Source organism: Mangrovivirga halotolerans (genome assembly GCF_026241165.1).
Taxonomy (GTDB): domain Bacteria; phylum Bacteroidota; class Bacteroidia; order Cytophagales; family Cyclobacteriaceae; genus Mangrovivirga; species Mangrovivirga halotolerans.
On record NZ_JAPFQN010000005.1, the window covers coordinates 260899 to 279054 of the forward strand.

Annotated in this window: 15 protein-coding genes; 11 read left to right on the forward strand and 4 right to left on the reverse strand. The window is 35.4% G+C overall.

Translation table 11 applies throughout. The features are described from left to right. Positions 1-106: 106 nt before the first annotated feature. The 9 genes from msrB (at position 107) to OO013_RS09045 (ending at position 10953) form a co-directional block, all read left to right on the forward strand. Positions 107-553 (forward strand): peptide-methionine (R)-S-oxide reductase MsrB, encoded by a 447-nt coding sequence (gene msrB, locus OO013_RS09005; protein ID WP_266056469.1) that lies wholly within the window; start codon positions 107-109, stop codon positions 551-553. A 299-nt stretch (positions 554-852) separates the two neighbouring features. Continuing rightward, on the forward strand, positions 853-1011 hold the full coding sequence (locus OO013_RS09010; protein WP_266056470.1) for a hypothetical protein: 159 nt from the start codon (positions 853-855) through the stop codon (positions 1009-1011). Positions 1012-1164: 153 nt separating this feature from the next. Continuing rightward, on the forward strand, positions 1165-2859 hold the full coding sequence (locus OO013_RS09015) for a glutamine--tRNA ligase/YqeY domain fusion protein (protein ID WP_266056471.1): 1695 nt from the start codon (positions 1165-1167) through the stop codon (positions 2857-2859). A gap of 9 nt (positions 2860-2868) precedes the next feature. Then, a complete protein-coding gene (locus OO013_RS09020; protein WP_266056472.1) occupies positions 2869-4365 on the forward strand; it encodes a M28 family peptidase in 1497 nt (498 codons plus the stop codon). Between the two features lie 110 nt (positions 4366-4475). Beyond that, entirely contained in the window at positions 4476-6539 is a 2064-nt protein-coding gene (locus OO013_RS09025) for a tetratricopeptide repeat-containing sensor histidine kinase (protein ID WP_266056473.1), read from the forward strand. A 267-nt stretch (positions 6540-6806) separates the two neighbouring features. Beyond that, entirely contained in the window at positions 6807-8192 is a 1386-nt protein-coding gene (locus tag OO013_RS09030) for a cytochrome ubiquinol oxidase subunit I (protein WP_266056474.1), read from the forward strand. A 3-nt stretch (positions 8193-8195) separates the two neighbouring features. Beyond that, the gene (gene cydB / locus OO013_RS09035) at positions 8196-9272 is read left to right on the forward strand and encodes a cytochrome d ubiquinol oxidase subunit II (RefSeq protein ID WP_266056475.1); all 1077 of its coding nucleotides are present in this window, start codon (positions 8196-8198) and stop codon (positions 9270-9272) included. A gap of 63 nt (positions 9273-9335) precedes the next feature. After that, entirely contained in the window at positions 9336-10721 is a 1386-nt protein-coding gene (locus tag OO013_RS09040) for a hypothetical protein (RefSeq protein WP_266056476.1), read from the forward strand. Next, the gene (locus OO013_RS09045; protein ID WP_266056477.1) at positions 10708-10953 is read left to right on the forward strand and encodes a hypothetical protein; all 246 of its coding nucleotides are present in this window, start codon (positions 10708-10710) and stop codon (positions 10951-10953) included. The genes OO013_RS09040 and OO013_RS09045 overlap by 14 nt, the downstream gene beginning before the upstream one ends. Here the strand turns inward: OO013_RS09045 and OO013_RS09050 are convergent. Together OO013_RS09050 and OO013_RS09055 are read right to left on the reverse strand one after the other, a co-directional pair. Beyond that, complete coding sequence (locus OO013_RS09050) at positions 10948-11736, reverse strand: PhzF family phenazine biosynthesis protein (protein WP_266056478.1); 789 nt, start codon at positions 11734-11736, stop codon at positions 10948-10950. The genes OO013_RS09045 and OO013_RS09050 overlap by 6 nt on opposite strands. A 24-nt stretch (positions 11737-11760) precedes the next feature. Next, the gene (locus OO013_RS09055; protein WP_266056479.1) at positions 11761-12453 is read right to left on the reverse strand and encodes an arylesterase; all 693 of its coding nucleotides are present in this window, start codon (positions 12451-12453) and stop codon (positions 11761-11763) included. 119 nt (positions 12454-12572) lie between these two features. Between OO013_RS09055 and OO013_RS09060 the strand changes: the two genes are divergently transcribed. After that, entirely contained in the window at positions 12573-13262 is a 690-nt protein-coding gene (locus OO013_RS09060; RefSeq protein ID WP_266056480.1) for an ABC transporter ATP-binding protein, read from the forward strand. After that, the gene (locus OO013_RS09065) at positions 13259-15802 is read left to right on the forward strand and encodes an ABC transporter permease (protein ID WP_266056481.1); all 2544 of its coding nucleotides are present in this window, start codon (positions 13259-13261) and stop codon (positions 15800-15802) included. The genes OO013_RS09060 and OO013_RS09065 overlap by 4 nt, the downstream gene beginning before the upstream one ends. 218 nt (positions 15803-16020) lie before the next feature. Here the strand turns inward: OO013_RS09065 and OO013_RS09070 are convergent, their stop codons facing one another. Both OO013_RS09070 and truA read right to left on the reverse strand, forming a co-directional pair. Then, positions 16021-16977 (reverse strand): aldo/keto reductase, encoded by a 957-nt coding sequence (locus OO013_RS09070; protein WP_266056482.1) that lies wholly within the window; start codon positions 16975-16977, stop codon positions 16021-16023. Between the two features lie 302 nt (positions 16978-17279). After that, entirely contained in the window at positions 17280-18071 is a 792-nt protein-coding gene (truA, locus tag OO013_RS09075; RefSeq protein ID WP_266056483.1) for a tRNA pseudouridine(38-40) synthase TruA, read from the reverse strand. Between the last annotated feature and the right edge of the window lie 85 nt (positions 18072-18156).

The window sequence follows — 18156 nt, forward strand, 5'->3', positions numbered from 1 at the left end:
GCAAACGATTTAAACCAAAATTTAGATGAATACAGGCGAATATGAATTACACAGAATGTAACAATCGATTGATAATTATAGTTAAATAGACATGGAAAAAGTTAAAATGAATTTCGTCGATAAAGACCATAATTTTGAAATAGAAGTAGATGACAAGGAATGGGAAAAACGTCTTGGACCTACAAGATATTTTATTTGCCGTGAAGCAGGGACCGAAAGACCTTTTACTGGAGAATATAATGACCATAGAGAAAAAGGCATTTATTACAGTGCTGCAACACTTGAACCGCTATTTGATTCAAAAGATAAATTTGAAAGTGGTTGCGGATGGCCATCTTTTACTAAACCTATAACCGAAGATGCAGTGGTATACCGTGAAGACCGCAGCCACGGTATGCATAGAATAGAAGTATTAGATGCAAAATCAGGTAGTCATCTCGGTCATGTATTTAATGATGGTCCTGAGCCCACAGGTTTGCGTTATTGCATAAATTCTGCGGCATTGATTTTTGTAAAAGAAGGGGAAAGCAAACCGGAGTTCACCCCGTTTTAGGTATAAATCAGGTAACCTCCAGTGTAATAATATCAGAAGATTTCAACCCTCGTTTTCTATCAAAATTAAATTATTCATGTTTTCAAAAGGAAAAATGATATCACTAGCGATGATGGTTTGTCATTTTTTGACATTATCTGATATTTATCGCCTTCCATCGAATATTGTACCGATGTAAGTTAATTCTCAATTCAGGGTGGTTGGTGAATACAATTACTGGTTTCTTTGTAATCGTTGTGCATGAGGAAAGGAAGATTTACTTGTTTGACTATTACTTTTTAAACCTAATTAACTTTTTTATGAAAAAGATTTTCGCACTTTTAACTTTAGTTTCTTTAGGGTTAACCTCATGCGGTTATTACACTTGCCCTACATATGCTGATACGACAACACCTGTTGAAAAAACACAGCAAGTTGAAGTAGAAGAGATGACAGAGGGGGAAACAGTGAATGGTTAAGTGAAATAACGACACGATTATACCAAAAGGTTTTCCCCGTAGGAAAACCTTTCTTTTTTTATATACCTGCCTATTTAAAATTTAGCTCAATTTCATCTCTTTTTAAGTTGCTATGCGTATTTTCGCATTAATATCAGTAAAGAAAAAAAGCATATGTCTACTAAAGAGGGAGATAAGAAAAAAAAGTCACTCAACTTTATTGAGCAAAGAATTAATCACGACAATAAAACAGGGAGATACGACAATAAAGTACATACTCGTTTTCCTCCTGAACCAAACGGTTATCTTCATATTGGGCACGCAAAATCAATCTGCCTGAATTTTGGTGTTGCCGAAGATTACCAGGGAAAGACCAACCTGCGATTTGATGACACGAATCCTTTGAAAGAATCGACTGAATATGTCGATGCGATTAGAGAAGATGTGAAATGGCTTGGCTTTGACTGGGATGAAAGGGAATTTTTTGCTTCAGATTACTTTGATCAGCTTTATGATTATGCAGTGCAATTAATCAAAAAAGGCAAAGCTTATGTTGATGATCAGTCTGTAGAAGAGATTGCCGAGACCAGAGGTACTCCAACAGTTCCGGGTAAAGAAAGCCCGTACAGGAACAGATCTGTGGAAGAAAATCTGGAACTCTTCGAAAAAATGAAAAATGGAGAATTTCATGATGGTGAAAAAATCCTTCGTGCAAAAATCGATATGTCGAGTCCTAATATGCATATGAGGGACCCGGCCTTATACAGAATCAGAAAAGTAGATCACCATCGTACCGGTAGTGAATGGTCGATTTATCCAATGTATGATTTTGCACATTGCTTATCAGATAGCCTTGAGGGGATAACACATAGCTTATGTACTCTTGAATTTGAGGTACACAGACCATTATACGATTGGATTCTTGATGAATTGGAGGTATTTCATCCTCAACAAATTGAATTCGCAAGATTAAATCTGAATTATACGGTGATGAGTAAGAGAAAATTACTCGAACTTGTTGAAGGAAATTATGTTTCCGGATGGGATGACCCGAGAATGCCTACTATTAGTGGCATGAGAAGAAGAGGTTATACTCCAGATTCTATTAGAAATTTTTGTGAGACTATTGGTGTTGCCAAACGTGACGGGATAGTAGATATTGCTCTGCTTGAACATAGCGTTCGCGAAGATCTGAATAAAAAGGCAAATCGGGTAATGGGAGTACTCAACCCTGTAAAAGTGATAATCACTAACTATCCGGAGGGAGAAACAGAAGAACTTCCTGCAATCAATAATCCTGAGGATGAAAGTGCGGGTAAGAGATTACTTCCATTTGGAAGAGAGATTTATATTGATAAAGCTGACTTCATGGAAGACCCACCACGAAAATTTTTCCGCCTGGGTCCGGGAAGAGATGTTCGCTTGAAGTATGCATATATCATTACTTGTGATGATTACAAGAAAAATGAAGATACTGGTGAAATAGAAGAAATTTATTGCACCTATCATAAAGACAGTAAGTCAGGACAAGACACCAGTGGCATCAAGCCCAAAGGTACTTTGAGCTGGGTTCATGCAACAAGTGCCCTGGATATTACCGTTAATATGTATGACAGGCTATTTAATGTTGAAGCCCCTTCAGCTGATAAAGAGAAGGATTTTAAGGAATTTCTTAATCCGGAAAGTTTAGCAGTAGCAAAAAATGCAAAAGTTGAACCTTCAGTTAAGGGTGCCAAACCAGGTACAACTGTTCAGTTTGAAAGACAAGGATATTTCTGTGTAGACCTTGATTCCACCGAAGATAATCTTATATTTAACAGGACAGTTACTTTAAAAGATAGCTGGGCTAAACATAAAGGAAAAAAATAACCACACGCAATGAATAATCAACTCAAATTAATCTGCTTGTTGTTTTTATCATCCGTCATTTTAAATGCTCAGGATGATAAAGAGAGTGCACTGACTAAACAAGTCAATAATGTAATTGATAAAAATGAGTCAAAAAACTGGGTTTACAGACTTTCTTCTGATGAGTTTGGAGGTAGAGGAACAGGTACGCCAGGAATAGACTCTGCCGCCAAAATGATTACTTCTTATTGGAAAGAGCTTGGCATTATGCCAATGGGAAGCACTGATTCTTATAAGCAATATGTAGGGCTTAGAAAGTCGATGCCTGGCAAGCAAAAATCCGTTTTCCAGATTGATGAAAACACTTATACCCAAGGTGAACAACTATTATTCTTTACGGGAGCAGGATCGTATGATGCTGAGATAGTCTTTGTCGGACATGGATCTGAGGATGTATTGAAAAACTTAAACATTGACGGTAAAATAGTTATGTCATGGGCTGGTTCAGAGGAAAACCAGCACCCAATGGCAATGCTCGAAGCCAGTAGTAAAAAGATCGATCTGGTTAAAGAAAATGGAGGTGTAGCACTTATTGAGCTATATAAATCTGATAAAGTACCCTGGCCTATAATTGTTAGAAATCTTAACAAAGAACAAGTGGTATTAGATCAGGGTAATGAAACATTCCCATATGGATGGCTGAATTACAATAATGATACAATGCATGCCATGATCACTGAGATAAAGCAAGGTGAGGATACGAATGCATCGATCACAGCTTATAGTAATTCAGAAAAGATTGATGCTTACAACCTGGTTGGAGTGATTGAGGGAACAGACCCTCGATTAAAAGAAAAATATATCGCTGTTACTGCACATTACGATCACCTGGGTACCGGCAGATCGATTGAGGGTGACTCTATATACAATGGCGCACGTGATAATGCATTAGGCATTGGAGCTATAATGAATGCAGCTAAATTTTTCACTGAACACCCACCAAAAAGATCAATTATCCTTATTGCATTTACAGCTGAGGAGATGGGGCTACTGGGAAGTATCTGGTATGCTGATCACCCAGTAATTCCATTAGAGAAAACAGTATATAATCTAAATGCGGACGGAGCTGGATACAATGATACTACCAGAGTAAGCGTAATTGGATTAAACAGGACTAATGTAAAAAACTACATCTATAATGCCGCCAATGCTCATGGTTTAGAAGCAGGTGATGACCCGGCTCCTGAACAAAACCTATTTGACAGATCTGATAATGCATCATTTGCACGAAAAGGTGTACCGAGTATTACCATGGCTCCAGGTATGAAAAGTTTTAACCAGGAAATATTTAAATATTATCACAATCCTGCTGATGAAGCTGAGTCACTTAATTTTGATTATTTAGTAAAATACTGGAGCATCTTTGTTCAAACTGCTGCAATGATTGCTAATTCGGAATTTACTCCGTACTGGATGGAAGGAGATAGCTATGAAAGTCGTGCTGACGTTTTATACGGAATAAATTAAAATATCATAAAAAGATACACAAGCCGGTTATTTTTTAACCGGCTTTTTTTATGTCTTAACTTATAAAAGTCCTATCTTTCGGACTATTATTTTAATTTGAAATGAATTCTTTGCCTAAATTTTTTGGGATCATTATTACCCTGAGTTTTTTCAATCTGCTCATTTATGGTCAAAACGGCCATCAGCGGGCAATATCTGAAGATACACTCAAATCAATAATTGATCAATTAAGAAGTTATTCTCAGGTTACTTCAAAAAAGCAATATGAATTAGCATTTCGTGGAGACTCTCTGGCCAAAATCTCAAAGGATACTTTTCACATAATAGAATTCAAAATTGAGATTGGGTATTTATATTATGTAGATACTAAATTCAATGAGGCTATAAAAGAATATGACAAAGGTTTAGCAATTGAAAAATTATCTCCAAATCACAAACAGCTTTTCGAACTTAAAAGATTGAAAAGCATAGTTTATGATCGTTTAGGTCAGTTTAAATCTGCTACTGATACCTTAATAAGTGCTCTGGAAGTAGTAATAAGTAAAAATGATACAGCAAAAATAATTAGTGGCTATAATTCACTAGGTATATTCTACAAAAGAGCTGGATACCTGGAAAATGCTGAAAAATACTATCTTAAAAACTTCGATATCTCATCAAAATGGCATGATAATCTCAGTTATTTAATTGCAGCAAATAATCTGGCCTTATTTTATAAGCATCTGAAAGAAACCACGAAAGCATATAATCTCTTAGATTCAGTTTATAGAACTACTCCCATAAAAAATAATTACTATAAGTACGGAACTATTCATAATCTGGGAGCCATATTATCAGCAGATGGTCAATATCAAAAAGCGCATGCATATTTAAAAGAAGCACTCAATTGGGCAAGAGAAAATAATATCCAATATAAAATAGCTCAAAATCTTTTTGAAATAGCTATAGTGAATTATCAGCTTAGGAACTATGAACTGGCATTAGATCAATTTAATGAGGTTCTGGCACTTTATACTCAATTAAATGACCCGGAAAGAATAATGGATACTCATTATGAATTATCCAGGGTACAAGAAGCTTTGAAAAAACCCTTTGAAGCATTAGCTAATTATAAAAAATACAGCATTCTGAATGACAGCCTTCTATCTGTTAAAAAAACGGAAGAAATTGCAATGAATGAGGCAATATTTCAAAATAAGATCCAGGGTGAACAGTTAGCTGCATTACAAATTAAAGAAGAGTTAAATGAAGAAAAGCTATTCAGTAGAAACCTCTATATAATGGGTCTTTCAGTGGTTCTTGCATCATTTATATTCATAAGTTTTATTGTCTACAGAAAAAATAAATTAATTGGGTATCAGAAAAATGAAATAGAGAAAATCAACAATGCGTTAATTAATTCAAACGAAAAAATAACTTCTCAACATGATCTGCTAATTCTAAGGAACAAAGAGGTAGAAGCTCAAAATGCTGAAATGGAGAATTTAATGGCAATTGTAGCTCATGATCTGAAATCACCATTAAATAAAATCAAAGGGCTATCTGATATCCTTAATTATACAACTCTCAATAATGATCAAAATGATATTTTATCCAAAATTCAAAATATCACTGAAGAGGGCAGGAGGTTAATTGAAGAATTAAGTTTTTTAAATAACCTGGAAGCCAATAAGAATTCAGCAAATCCAAAAGGGTTTGATCCTGTAGAATTGATAATAGAAAAAATCTCAGAATACCAGCCTGAGGCGTTAGCTAAAAGTATAGAAATTAATTATGCAATTGAATCAAACATTTCCGAGTTTTATTCAGACAGATCTTATATAGGAAGGATAATTGATAATCTATTGAGTAATGCAATTAAATTTTCCTCTTTAAATTCCAAAATTGAAGTTTTATTAACAGGACATACTAATCTTCAATTAAAAATTAGTGACCATGCTCAGGGTTTTTCGGAAGAGGATAAAAAGCATCTATTTCAAAAGTTTAAGCGTTTATCAGCCCGACCAACACATGGTGAAAGTTCAACAGGACTGGGGCTTTCCATTGTGAAATTATTGGTAGATCAATTAAACGGATCAATCAAAGTAGAAGATACGCCTGGAGGTGGAGCTACTTTTATTGTGAATTTCCCTGATTTTAAAAAAGCCGAAGCACTGAATATCAAAACAATATGAATATTTAAAATTTTATAAGGGAAAGTAATTACAAAAACTTATTGAAGTGTAAATTCAACCTAAGTAAAAATTTTAATGCAAGACCTCAGCAATCATAAAAAAATGTTTCTGTTGGTTTTCGGCTGTTCGATTGCTTTTGCTCTTATCAGACGATTTCCAGTAGAGAATATTGAATTGCTGGAAATATCAGTTTTAAAATGGATTAAAGCAGGCATAGGTCTGCTTTTTATATTTGGAACTTTCATGATCTATCGTAAATAAACCAATATGTTTTCTGATGTAGAATTCTTATCCAGGCTGCAATTTGCCTTTACTATCATGTTTCACTATATCTTTCCCCCATTCAGTATTGGTGTTGGATTATTGCTGGTGATATTTGAATCTAAATATGTCATAACCAGGAAGAAGGTTTATGAAAATATCACCAGATTTTGGATAAAGATTTTTGCAGCAAATTTTTCTGTCGGTGTGGCGTCAGGAATTGTAATGGAATTTGAATTTGGAACAAATTGGGCTCAATACTCAAGATTTGTTGGTGATGTATTCGGGTCACCATTAGCTGCAGAAGGAATTTTTGCTTTTTTTCTTGAATCGGGATTTTTAGCTATTTTATTATTTGGCTGGAACAGGGTGAAACCCGGAGTTCATTTATTTTCTACTATAATGGTAGCTTTAGGTTCTATGATGTCTGCCTTCTGGATCGTCGTTGCAAACAGTTGGCAACAAACTCCGGTAGCTTATGAACTGGTAGAATTTAACGGACACATGAGGGCAGTAATAACGGACTTCTGGGGAATGGTATTTAATCCCTCTGCTATGGTCAGGTTTGGCCACGTTCTGGTTGGAGCTTTTATTCAGGGCAGCTTTTTAGTTATTAGCGTATCAGCATATTATTTATTAAAAAATAAATATGTAGATTTTGCCAGAAAATCATTTTCAATTGCTCTTTTTATTGCTACCATCGCTTCAATATCTCAGTTATTTCTTGGTCATGAACACGGCAAGGTGGTTGCGGAATACCAACCGGCAAAATTAGCGGCATATGAAGGCCTTTATGAAACTCAAACTAATGCACCCTTATATATTATTGGATATACTGATCCAGAAACCAAAAGTACTTATGGTATAAAAATCCCGGGTATGCTGAGTTTCCTTGTGCATGGCGACACTAATGCTGAAGTTACAGGTTTAAATGCTATACCAGAAAAAGACTGGCCTCCGGCAGCAATGGTATTTCAATCTTATCATATTATGGTTGCTCTCGGCATGTTTTTTATTGCGTTGACTCTATTTAGTTGGTTCCTGTACTTTAGAAATAAACTTTTCTCCTCCAGGATCATGCTTAGAATATTTATGTTCAGTGTAGCGCTTCCGGTTATTGCCAATCAATTAGGATGGGTTTCTGCTGAAAGAGGACGGCAACCGTGGATCGTAACTGGGCTTTTGAGAACAAGTGAAGGATTGTCAAAATCTGTTACAGCTGAAGAAGTGATCATCTCTCTAATTTTATTCATCCTGGTTTATATCTTATTATTTTTTGTTTGGCTGTATGTTCTTGATAAGGAAATAAAACATGGTCCGACCGATGAAAATTCTCCGGAAGCCGGGTACCAAAGTGAAGAAGATTTTGCCGAAACCATTTCAAAATTTTAAATCATGGATTTTAATGTTATCTGGTATATAATAGTTGGTGTTCTTTTAATGGGCTATGCGATCCTAGATGGATTTGATCTGGGAGTTGGAGCCCTTCATTTGTTTTCTAAAGGAGATCACAACAGAAGAATACTACTAAACTCTATAGGCCCTGTCTGGGATGGTAATGAAGTCTGGCTAATAACTGCCGGTGGAGCACTTTTTGCCGCTTTTCCTGAAGTTTACGCTACTGCTTTCTCCGGTTTTTATCTTCCTTTTATGCTTTTATTGATCGCTTTGATTTTCAGGGCAGTAAGTATAGAATTTCGCTCTAAAGAAGAAAATAAGCGGTGGAGAAAAGGTTGGGATATCGGTTTTTCAGTAGGTTCTATTATTGCAGCGATGCTATTCGGAATTGCCATAGGTAATATTATAATCGGAATGCAGTTAAATTCCGAAAGAATCTATTCAGGATCATTTTTAGATCTAATCACTCCCTATACTTTATTGACCGGAGTTTTTAATGTAGTAATGTTTGCAATGCATGGAGCTATTTATCTCACAATTAAAACTAAAGGAGAGCTACAGACACAGGTTAAAAAATGGGCCTACCGTGCTTATACTTTATTTGTAATTCTTTTTATCCCGCTAACTGGCCTGACATTGCTTCAAAAACCTGAAATGATTGCAAATTTCAGTTTTGGAAATGTTGAATTACCTGGAGCAAAGCATGAATTGATCCTTGATCATCAATTTGCTATTTCGATCTTTGCATGGCTTGTTGTTGTTCTGAATATATTAAGCATAATGAATATTCCCCGAATGTTGAGCAAAGAGAAATACATTGGTGCTTTTATCAGTTCTGCCTGCACAATCGGAGCTCTTATCATGCTCTTTGCACTGGGTATTTTCCCTAATATGATCATCTCATCTATTGATCCTGCAAATAACCTGGATATATATAATGGTTCAAGTAGTAATTATACATTAAGAACTATGTTTTTCGTAGCAATCTGGGGTATGCCATTTGTAATTGGATATACTACTTTAATATATTGGACGTACCGCGGTAAAACCGAATTAAATGATAGTAGTTACTAACCCACTGTAACTAAAGACACAGAAATAAGAAGGTTAATTGCTGAACATTGCATTAAAAAAGCAATGAGAGAAATATTAATATTGCTGGCATTTCCAGTTCTATTACTTGCTCAGGAACATAAGATTGACACAATCCAGGAGAACAATCAAGAGCTTCATACATTAAGTGATTTTTTCTCAAAAGGCAGGATCAAAGGGCATTTCCGAACTTATTTTATGTCGACAAATAACAATAAAAACCTGTCAGACTATTATGCCATTGGTACAGGTTTGGGTGTAGGGTATGAAACTTCAGTCTATAAAGGTCTACAGGGAGTAATCAGCGGATTTATAATTCACAATATAGCTTCTTCTGATCTATCAGAACCAGATCCTTTAACAGGAGCGTTAAACCGATATGAAATCGGCCTATTCGATATAGAACACCGGGATAATAAACATGATCTCGACAGGCTTGAAGAACTCTATATTAAGTATACTAATAATAATCATACTTTAATATTTGGTAAACAGTTTTTAGAAACGCCTGTTTTGAATGCACAGGATAGTAGAATGAGGCCTAATTTATTTGAAGGGCTAACTTATGAATATTTCGATCCTGATAAAAAAATTAACTGGTCAGGAGGATTTATCTATCGGTTTTCACCCAGATCAACAGTAGAATGGTACAATACAACAGAAACAATCGGACTCTATAATAAGAGTAGACATGAAGATAATGAAGGAATAAATCCTGATTCTAAAGGTGTTTTATATGGCAAGATTGGTTATAAATCAAATGGTTTAATCATTGATATTTGGGATTTTTATTTCGAAAACTTAATAAATAATTCCTTATTCACCTCTACATATGAGAATCGATTCTTAAAAGTAGGAGTTCAATTATTTTATCAATATAGTGTACTCAGCAACTCCTTTGAAGACTTTTATCACGAACATGATCATCAATCAGGATATATCTCTGTGATGGGCGGCTATAAACTAAAAAAGGGAATGGTTAAAGCCGCATATACACGAATATCAGAAAAAGGCCAATTTCTAATTCCCAGGGAATATGGTAAAGAAAAAATGTTCACTACCATGCCAAGAGAAAGAATGGAAGGTATAGCTGATGCACATGCCTATAATCTTTCAGCTGACTTTGAGATATCGAATTCTATTGATTTAAGAACTAGCTTAGGTTATTATAACTTGCCAGAACCATCAGATTCGGTAAAAAACCGATATGGGTTACCTTCATTCTATCAGGGAGTAGTGGATTTTAATTATAAATTCCATGGATTTTTGGATGGCATGGAAGCTCATTTTTTATTAACTCATAAATTGGCTAAATCAGATAAAATTGAGCCTGAATATGAAATCAACAAAGTCAATATGACCAATTTCAGTATTATACTTAATTATCATTTTAACCAGTCAAAACAAGAGGATTACCATGGACACAAATAAAATCAAAGAATTAATATTACCATTAATCTTATCGTTAACACTTGGGTTAGCACCTTTCTTTCCTGAACCCCATTTAATAGGAAAATTAAAGTGGGTTGCTGGAGGAGCTAATGGAATGAAACTAATCGATTGGTTTGATCTTGTACTTCACGGGGCTCCTTGGTTATTATTGATAATTACCATTATTAGATTAATAATCCCGGAGAAGAAGGATGCCGGCCAAACATCATAATTCTTGCAAACTGCCCTTAGCACATTTCTTAAAGCATGAACGAATAAGGACTCTACCATCATTAATGTAGCCTTTAAAATAGCCACCCCTTGGGCTTAATTGATAGGCTTTTAAAGAATCTGTCTTAAGGTTTTTAGCCCAAAATGGAAAAAGAGCAGCATGAGATGAACCCGTTGCCTGATCTTCCAACGCCTCTACATGAGGAACGATCGTACGGCTGACAAAATCAACCTGATCTCCGGGAGCAGTAACAGCATAGCCAAATACCTTGATTCTTCTTAGAAGATCAAAATTTGGTTTCATTTTAGCCAGCTGTTTTTCAGAATCCAAGACAACTATGTGCTTATTATTGGTCTTAAAATAACTTTCTATATCAACACCTAGCGCTTCCTCAAGACCTTTAGGAATTGAAGCATGCTCTGATTCGATTCCAGCCAACTCAATGGAGCACTCATCATTTATGTATCTTTCCCCATTGATGATTCCCCCTGCATAATTCAATTCTACAGTTCCGGGCTCATCAAGAAGAAAAGCAACTGCACCAAAAGCTCCATGACCGCATAAGTCAATTTCTGCATCTGGAGCAAACCACCTCAGATGATATTCTTCGTTAAATTCATCGTGATATATAAATGTAGTTGCCGGTTGATTCAAGATCCGGGCATACTCTTGCATTTGCTTTTCCTTAAGAGGAACATTTAAGTGAACAACTGCAGTTGTATTGCCTTTCAAATCTTTTTTATCAGTAAATGCTGAAATAATCGAAAACTCTAGATTTTTCATGTTGGTGTTTTTTTATTCTTCGGTTTAAAGAACCTGCTCAGTTAAAACTTTTGAAATATTACGTGCTGTAATTTTATGACCTTTAACATTTGGATGGATTCCATCATCCTGGTTAAGGCTATCAATTCCAGCAACATCCTTTAATAAAAAAGGCATGAATTCCACATTTTGTTCTTCAGCAACTTTCGGAAACACCTCTAAAAAAGCGGAACTATATTCAGGCCCCATATTCGGTGGAACCATCATTCCAGTTAATAATATCTTTACATCAGGATCAGCTTTTCGTACTTTTTTAATTATTTCGGTCAGGTTACGATATGTTTCTTCTACCGGAATACCTCTTAAGCCATCATTTGCGCCAAGTTCCAATACAAAAACGTCAAAATCAGTATTATCTATCACCCAATCGAGCCTTGATAAACCGGAAGCTGTTGTTTCTCCACTTACACCAGCATTGACTATTTCATAATTATAACCCAGTGAATCAAGTATACTTTCTGTTACAGAAGGAAAAGATTCTTCAGGATCAACTCCCAAACCAGCAGTAAGACTATTTCCATAAAATAAAATAACCTTGGTGGCTTTGTTCTGTTTTTTCGTTTCCGAACTTCTGTCGCGTGTGTTCTCCACTTTATCACCGGAACTTTGATCACTGGTGTTATCACCAGAACATCCGAGAAAAAATGTGCAAAATATTAAAATGAAATATTTGTTCATAACTGTAATTTGCCATTAATGACACCTATTCGCCAAACAACTAAATCATTTAAGTGTTTAGTTTATTGATTAATAAATTTATATAATATCAAGTTAATATAAATCAGAGATTATCGCACATGACAGATATATTAAGAGTCGAAAAGCTAAAGAAAGTATATAAATCAGGCGATCATGAATTGACTATTCTTCATGATATTGATTTTTCAATCCAAAGAGGAAGTAGCTGTGCCATTATTGGACCCAGTGGTAGCGGAAAGACTACCTTGCTGGGACTCTGTGCTGGCCTGGATACTATTACTGAGGGCATTATTGAACTCGACGGACATGTAATTAATAATATGAGTGAAGATGAACGGGCAGAATTAAGAAATCGCGAGGTCGGGTTCATTTTCCAAAGTTTTAATCTGATACAGTCTATTACCGCTCTGGAGAATGTAGCAATTCCCTTAGAACTATTAGGCAAAAAGAATGCTATTAAATCTGCAAAAGATTGGCTTGATAGGGTAGGACTGGCAGATAGGGCATCCCATTATCCCTCTCAGCTATCTGGAGGAGAACAACAACGAGTCGCTATAGCCAGAGCTTTCGCTAATAATCCAAAAATTCTTTTTGCTGATGAGCCGACCGGAAATCTGGATAGTGAAACAGGTAAAAAAATAGAAAATTTACTTTTCTCGATGAATGCAGAGCAAGGGACTACGCTTGTTACGGTAACTCATGATCAAACTCTTGCTGTTCAGGCTGAAAGAATTCTGGAAATGAAAGGTGGAATGATCGTTTCAGATAAAACCACTCAAACTGTATGATGAAACCAGGTAACAGATCATTTAAATGGAAGGCTTTGATGGCCTACAGAGACGGCAAAAGATCAATAGGTAAATTGATCCTTATTGTAAATGGAATTATACTGGGTATAGGAGCCCTGGTCGCTATAAATTCTTTTAGTGCAGGACTAAAAAATCAAATTGACAATGAGGCCAAAGAGCTACTTGGCGCTGATATTGAAATTACTTCAAGAAATAATGAGATCCCTAAAGAAGTCTATGATCTGGCTGATTCACTAAATATGCAGATAAGTGAAGAGGTCAGGTTTGCTTCAATGGCATACTTCCCGAAAACTGGAGATTCACGCCTGGTAAACGTTAGAGCTGTAGAAGAATCATTTCCATTTTACGGAGAAATTGAAACATCACCTGCGGGAAAGGGAAAGACCTTTAACCGGGAAAAAAAGGCTGTCGTGGAACAGTCATTAATGAATCAGTTTAATGCTAATATTGGTGATCAGGTTAAAATAGGCGAAAAACAATACCCTATTGCGGCGGCTATTACCAAAATTCCGGGAGAATCAGGTTTTGCCAGTTCATTTGCCACACCTGTATATATTCCCCTTTCAACCATTGAAGAAACAGGTCTGATACAATTTGGATCCAGAATTACCTACAAAGCCTACTTAAAATATCCTGCTAAATTCAATCAAAATATCTTTGAAGAAGTAATTAAACCAAAGCTTGAAGCATTGGAAGTTCGGTTTGATGATGTTGAAGAAAGGAAAGAAGAACTGGGAGAAGCTTATAGCGATCTCGGTAGTTTTCTAAACTTAACAGCTTTCATTGCGCTGTTACTTGGATGCCTTGGAGTTGGCTCATCTATTCATTCCTATATCAAAGAAAAAACCAATCAAACTGCCATTCTTAGATGTCTTGGAACAACAGGAAGGACAGCCATGCAAATTTATTTGATCCAGATTTTGACTGTTGCTTTCATCGGATCAGTAATTGGAGCCGGAATAGGAGTGATAATTCAATTTATATTACCTGAATTATTTAAAGACTTTATTCCTTTTGACATCGAAATGATGCTTCATATTCCTTCGATAATTTCGGGTATTGCTACAGGTATTATCGTTACATTATTATTTGCATTGATTCCCCTGATACGCGCAAAAAATGTTTCTCCTTTACAAGCAATACGGTCATCAGTACAGCCGGTTAAAATCCCTAGAATAAACTATTTATTATACTTATTGCTTATAATATTCATATATCTGTTTTCCTTTTACCAAATGAAAAATGCTCTGGGAGCTGTATATTTTACAATTGCCATACTCTTTTCTTTTGGAATTTTATGGACTGTTGCTCAGGGTATCATTTATTTAGTAAAGAAATTTTTCCCGGCAAAAGCCAGCTTTATTTGGCGCCAGGGCCTTGCGAATTTATTCAGACCAAATAATCAGACCACAACACTGGTAATGTCTGCTGGATTAGGGACAGCATTATTGTGTACTATTTATCTGACACAAGACCTCTTGTTGAGCAAAGTGAATTTTGTTTCCTCAGGTGAAAGACCAAGTATAGTTGCTTTTGATGTACAAAGTGATCAGATTGATTCTTTAGAAGAACTTACTCAACAGAAAGACATGCCAGTAATCAGTTCTGTTCCGATTGTCACGATCAAATTGCATAGTATAAAAGGCCGGCCGGTAGAGGAGATCGATAAAGATACCACTACGCAAATCCGTGGCTGGGTATTAAACAGGGAATACAGGGTTACCTACAGGGATCACCTGATAGATAGTGAAGAACTAATAGAAGGTGAATTTATCGGAGAAGTTAAAAAGGGCGAACCAGTATATATCTCGCTCGATGAAGGCCTTGCTAAAGATATGAAGGTGGAAGTAGGAGATAATCTTACTTTTAACGTACAAGGGGCCTTAATTGAAACAACGGTGGGAAGTATCAGAAAAGTAAATTGGCAGCGATTACAGACTAACTTTTTGGTTTTATTTCCCGAAGGAGTATTAAATAAAGCACCTAAATTTCATGTGTTACTCACCAGAGCAGAAACACCGGAAGCTACTGCTTCGTACCGGAATACAGTAGCAAGAGATTTTCCTAATATCTCTATCATAGACCTGAACCTGGTTATTAACACTATTGAAAATATTGTCGATAAGATCTCCTATATAGTTCAGTTTATGGCTTGGCTTTGCATCCTGACAGGAATATTAGTTTTGTATTCTTCCATAAGATCTTCAAAAGATGCCAGACTAAGAGAAAATGTATTATTAAGAACAATAGGAGCAAACAAAAAGCAGGTACGGGGAATTATTTTTACTGAATATTTGATTCTAGGAACTTTGTCTGCATTTACTGGAATTCTTATAGCCATTTTGGGATCATGGTTATTAGCCTATTTTAGTTTTGAAACAGAATTTAATTTCTCTGTCTTTCCTCTATTAATAATCTTTGCAATTATTGCAGGGCTAATAGTAACAATAGGAGTGATCAATTCAAAAAGTGCAACCAGGAGCTCTCCTTTAGAAGTATTGCGTAAAGAAGCAGCTTAGATTATAATCCAAAATAATAGCAGCAATATTGCCAGAGCAATCGCCACATATTTTAGAAGTGGTGATTGCTTTGGAAATTCATATTGGCAAATTGGACAAACATCTGCTTTTTCATCAATTTCCATTGCACACGATGGACATTCTTTAGTTTTCATATAAATAAAATTACCTCTTGAAACTGAATTCCAAGAGGTAATTTAATTCTCTTAAAATTTATATCAAACTGTTTCCCAAAGGTCTTCCATTTTATATGGACTACCTTCCATTGTCCAAAAAGATCCATCAACATAACGGAATTGTTCGCCGGCAGATTCTATTTTCTCCATCATTTCTTTAGAAAGATCAATTTCTGCTGCTTCTAGATTAGATTTCATATGATCAGGATTAACTGATTTAGGTATCACAGCAGTATTTCTATTTACTCCCCAGGCAATCAACAGCTGAGGTACTGAAATATTAAGTGAATTTGCTGCATCTTTCAAATCAGGAATTTCAAACATATTCGGCTCATTTTCTTTTTTCATTTGATCATCACGATCTCTTGAACCAAGTGGAGAATAAGCAGTCATATGAATTCCCATTCCATTACAATAATCCATGAGATCATTTTGAGGTAGTAACGGATGCAGTTCAACCTGGTTCATTTCAGGATTATGATTTGCACTATCGACCACCTTTTGTAGTTTATCGGAATTAAAATTCGAAACGCCAATATGTTTAGCCAGACCTTCCGCGAGTGTTTTCTCCATTCCTTTCCAGGTTTCAGAAAGAGGAACATCATTTAAAGAAATGAAATCATCTCCTTTTTCGGGGAAGGTTACATCATGCTTTAATGCTACCGGCCAGTGAATTAAATATAAATCTAAATATTCCAATTGAAGATCTTCCAGTGTCTGTTTAATAGCAGGAATAACCTCTTCTTCTTTATGCGAGTTATTCCATAATTTACTCGTAACCCATAGATCTTCTCTCTTAACAATATTGTTATCAAACAGATATTTGAATGCCTTACCTATTTCCTTTTCATTTTGATAGATCGCAGCACAATCTATATGTCTGTATCCCATTTTAACAGCTTCAATAACTGCATCATAAACGTCACCGGGTTCAGATTTCCATGTGCCTAATCCAATGATTGGCATCTTGTCTCCATTTCTGTAAGTTAAATATTTCATGTGCTAGTGGGTGTTTAAAGTTAGAAATATGTTCTACTAATATGAACAAGTTTTTAGCACTTGAAGTTTCACAAAACCACCTAAAATCTAAATTTTTCAGGTAAAAACATTATTTCATCTAATAAAATGGGACAAAACAGAATGAACGGAATAATAATCGTTGAAATCACATTATTCCCCGATACATAAAAGGAGCCTCAAATTTTATATATTAAAAAAAACCGAGATTAGAGCATGTAGTCACATTATTTTATATAGTAAACTGAATATAAGCTATTTAAACCCACTTACTTAAATAAAAACTATACGGTTTTAAAATTGATATTATGTAATGTTAATCCAGAGGATGGTGCCACATAACGCTTATGATAAGTTTCGCTAAGAGAAAGATAACCTTTAAATTCATCATAAGGTATTTTACCCATTCCCAACAAAGCAAGAGCTCCAACCATCATGCGGATCTGATATCTCATAAATCCTTTACCTTTCACTTTAATAACCCAGGACTCATCTGGAAAAAAATTAGCCAGGTAATCATTATTTTCCTGAAGTAAAAATTGATCTACAATACGGATCGTCTCTCCATCAGCTACAGAACTATGACAAAAATTTTGAAAATCATGTTCACCTTCAAATAATTTACCAGCTTCCTTCATGAGTTCTATATCTTTAATATCAGGAAAATAAGCCATATGAGCAGCAGAGAAGGGGTGAGGTTTTTCACCAGTACAGAAAAGATAATGATATTCTTTTTCTTCAGCGTGATGTATAATATTAAATTTGGAAGACACCTGATCTATTGATTCTGCTCTTATATCTGGAGGCAGATTAATATTAAAATCACTTAGAAATGCGTTCTGATCAAGTTTGTGATCGATAAAAAGCTCAAATGCAGCACCTGTCGCAGAAACCATGGAATCTGTTCTGCCTGCTGCCAGAACTTTGAATTTGGCGTCCGGAAATATATAGTTTAATGTTTTTTCGACTTGTTCCTGTACCGTTTTAACATCAGGTTGACGAGCCCATCCGTGGTATCTGAAACCAAGGTATTGAAGTCTGACCAGATAAAAATATTTCTCGTGGTGAAAGCCCATTTATGTAGTAATAAAAAAATATTATGAGATAAATAAATACTTCTTTACTTTTGATATGTATTAAGATCAAAATAAAACTTAAAGA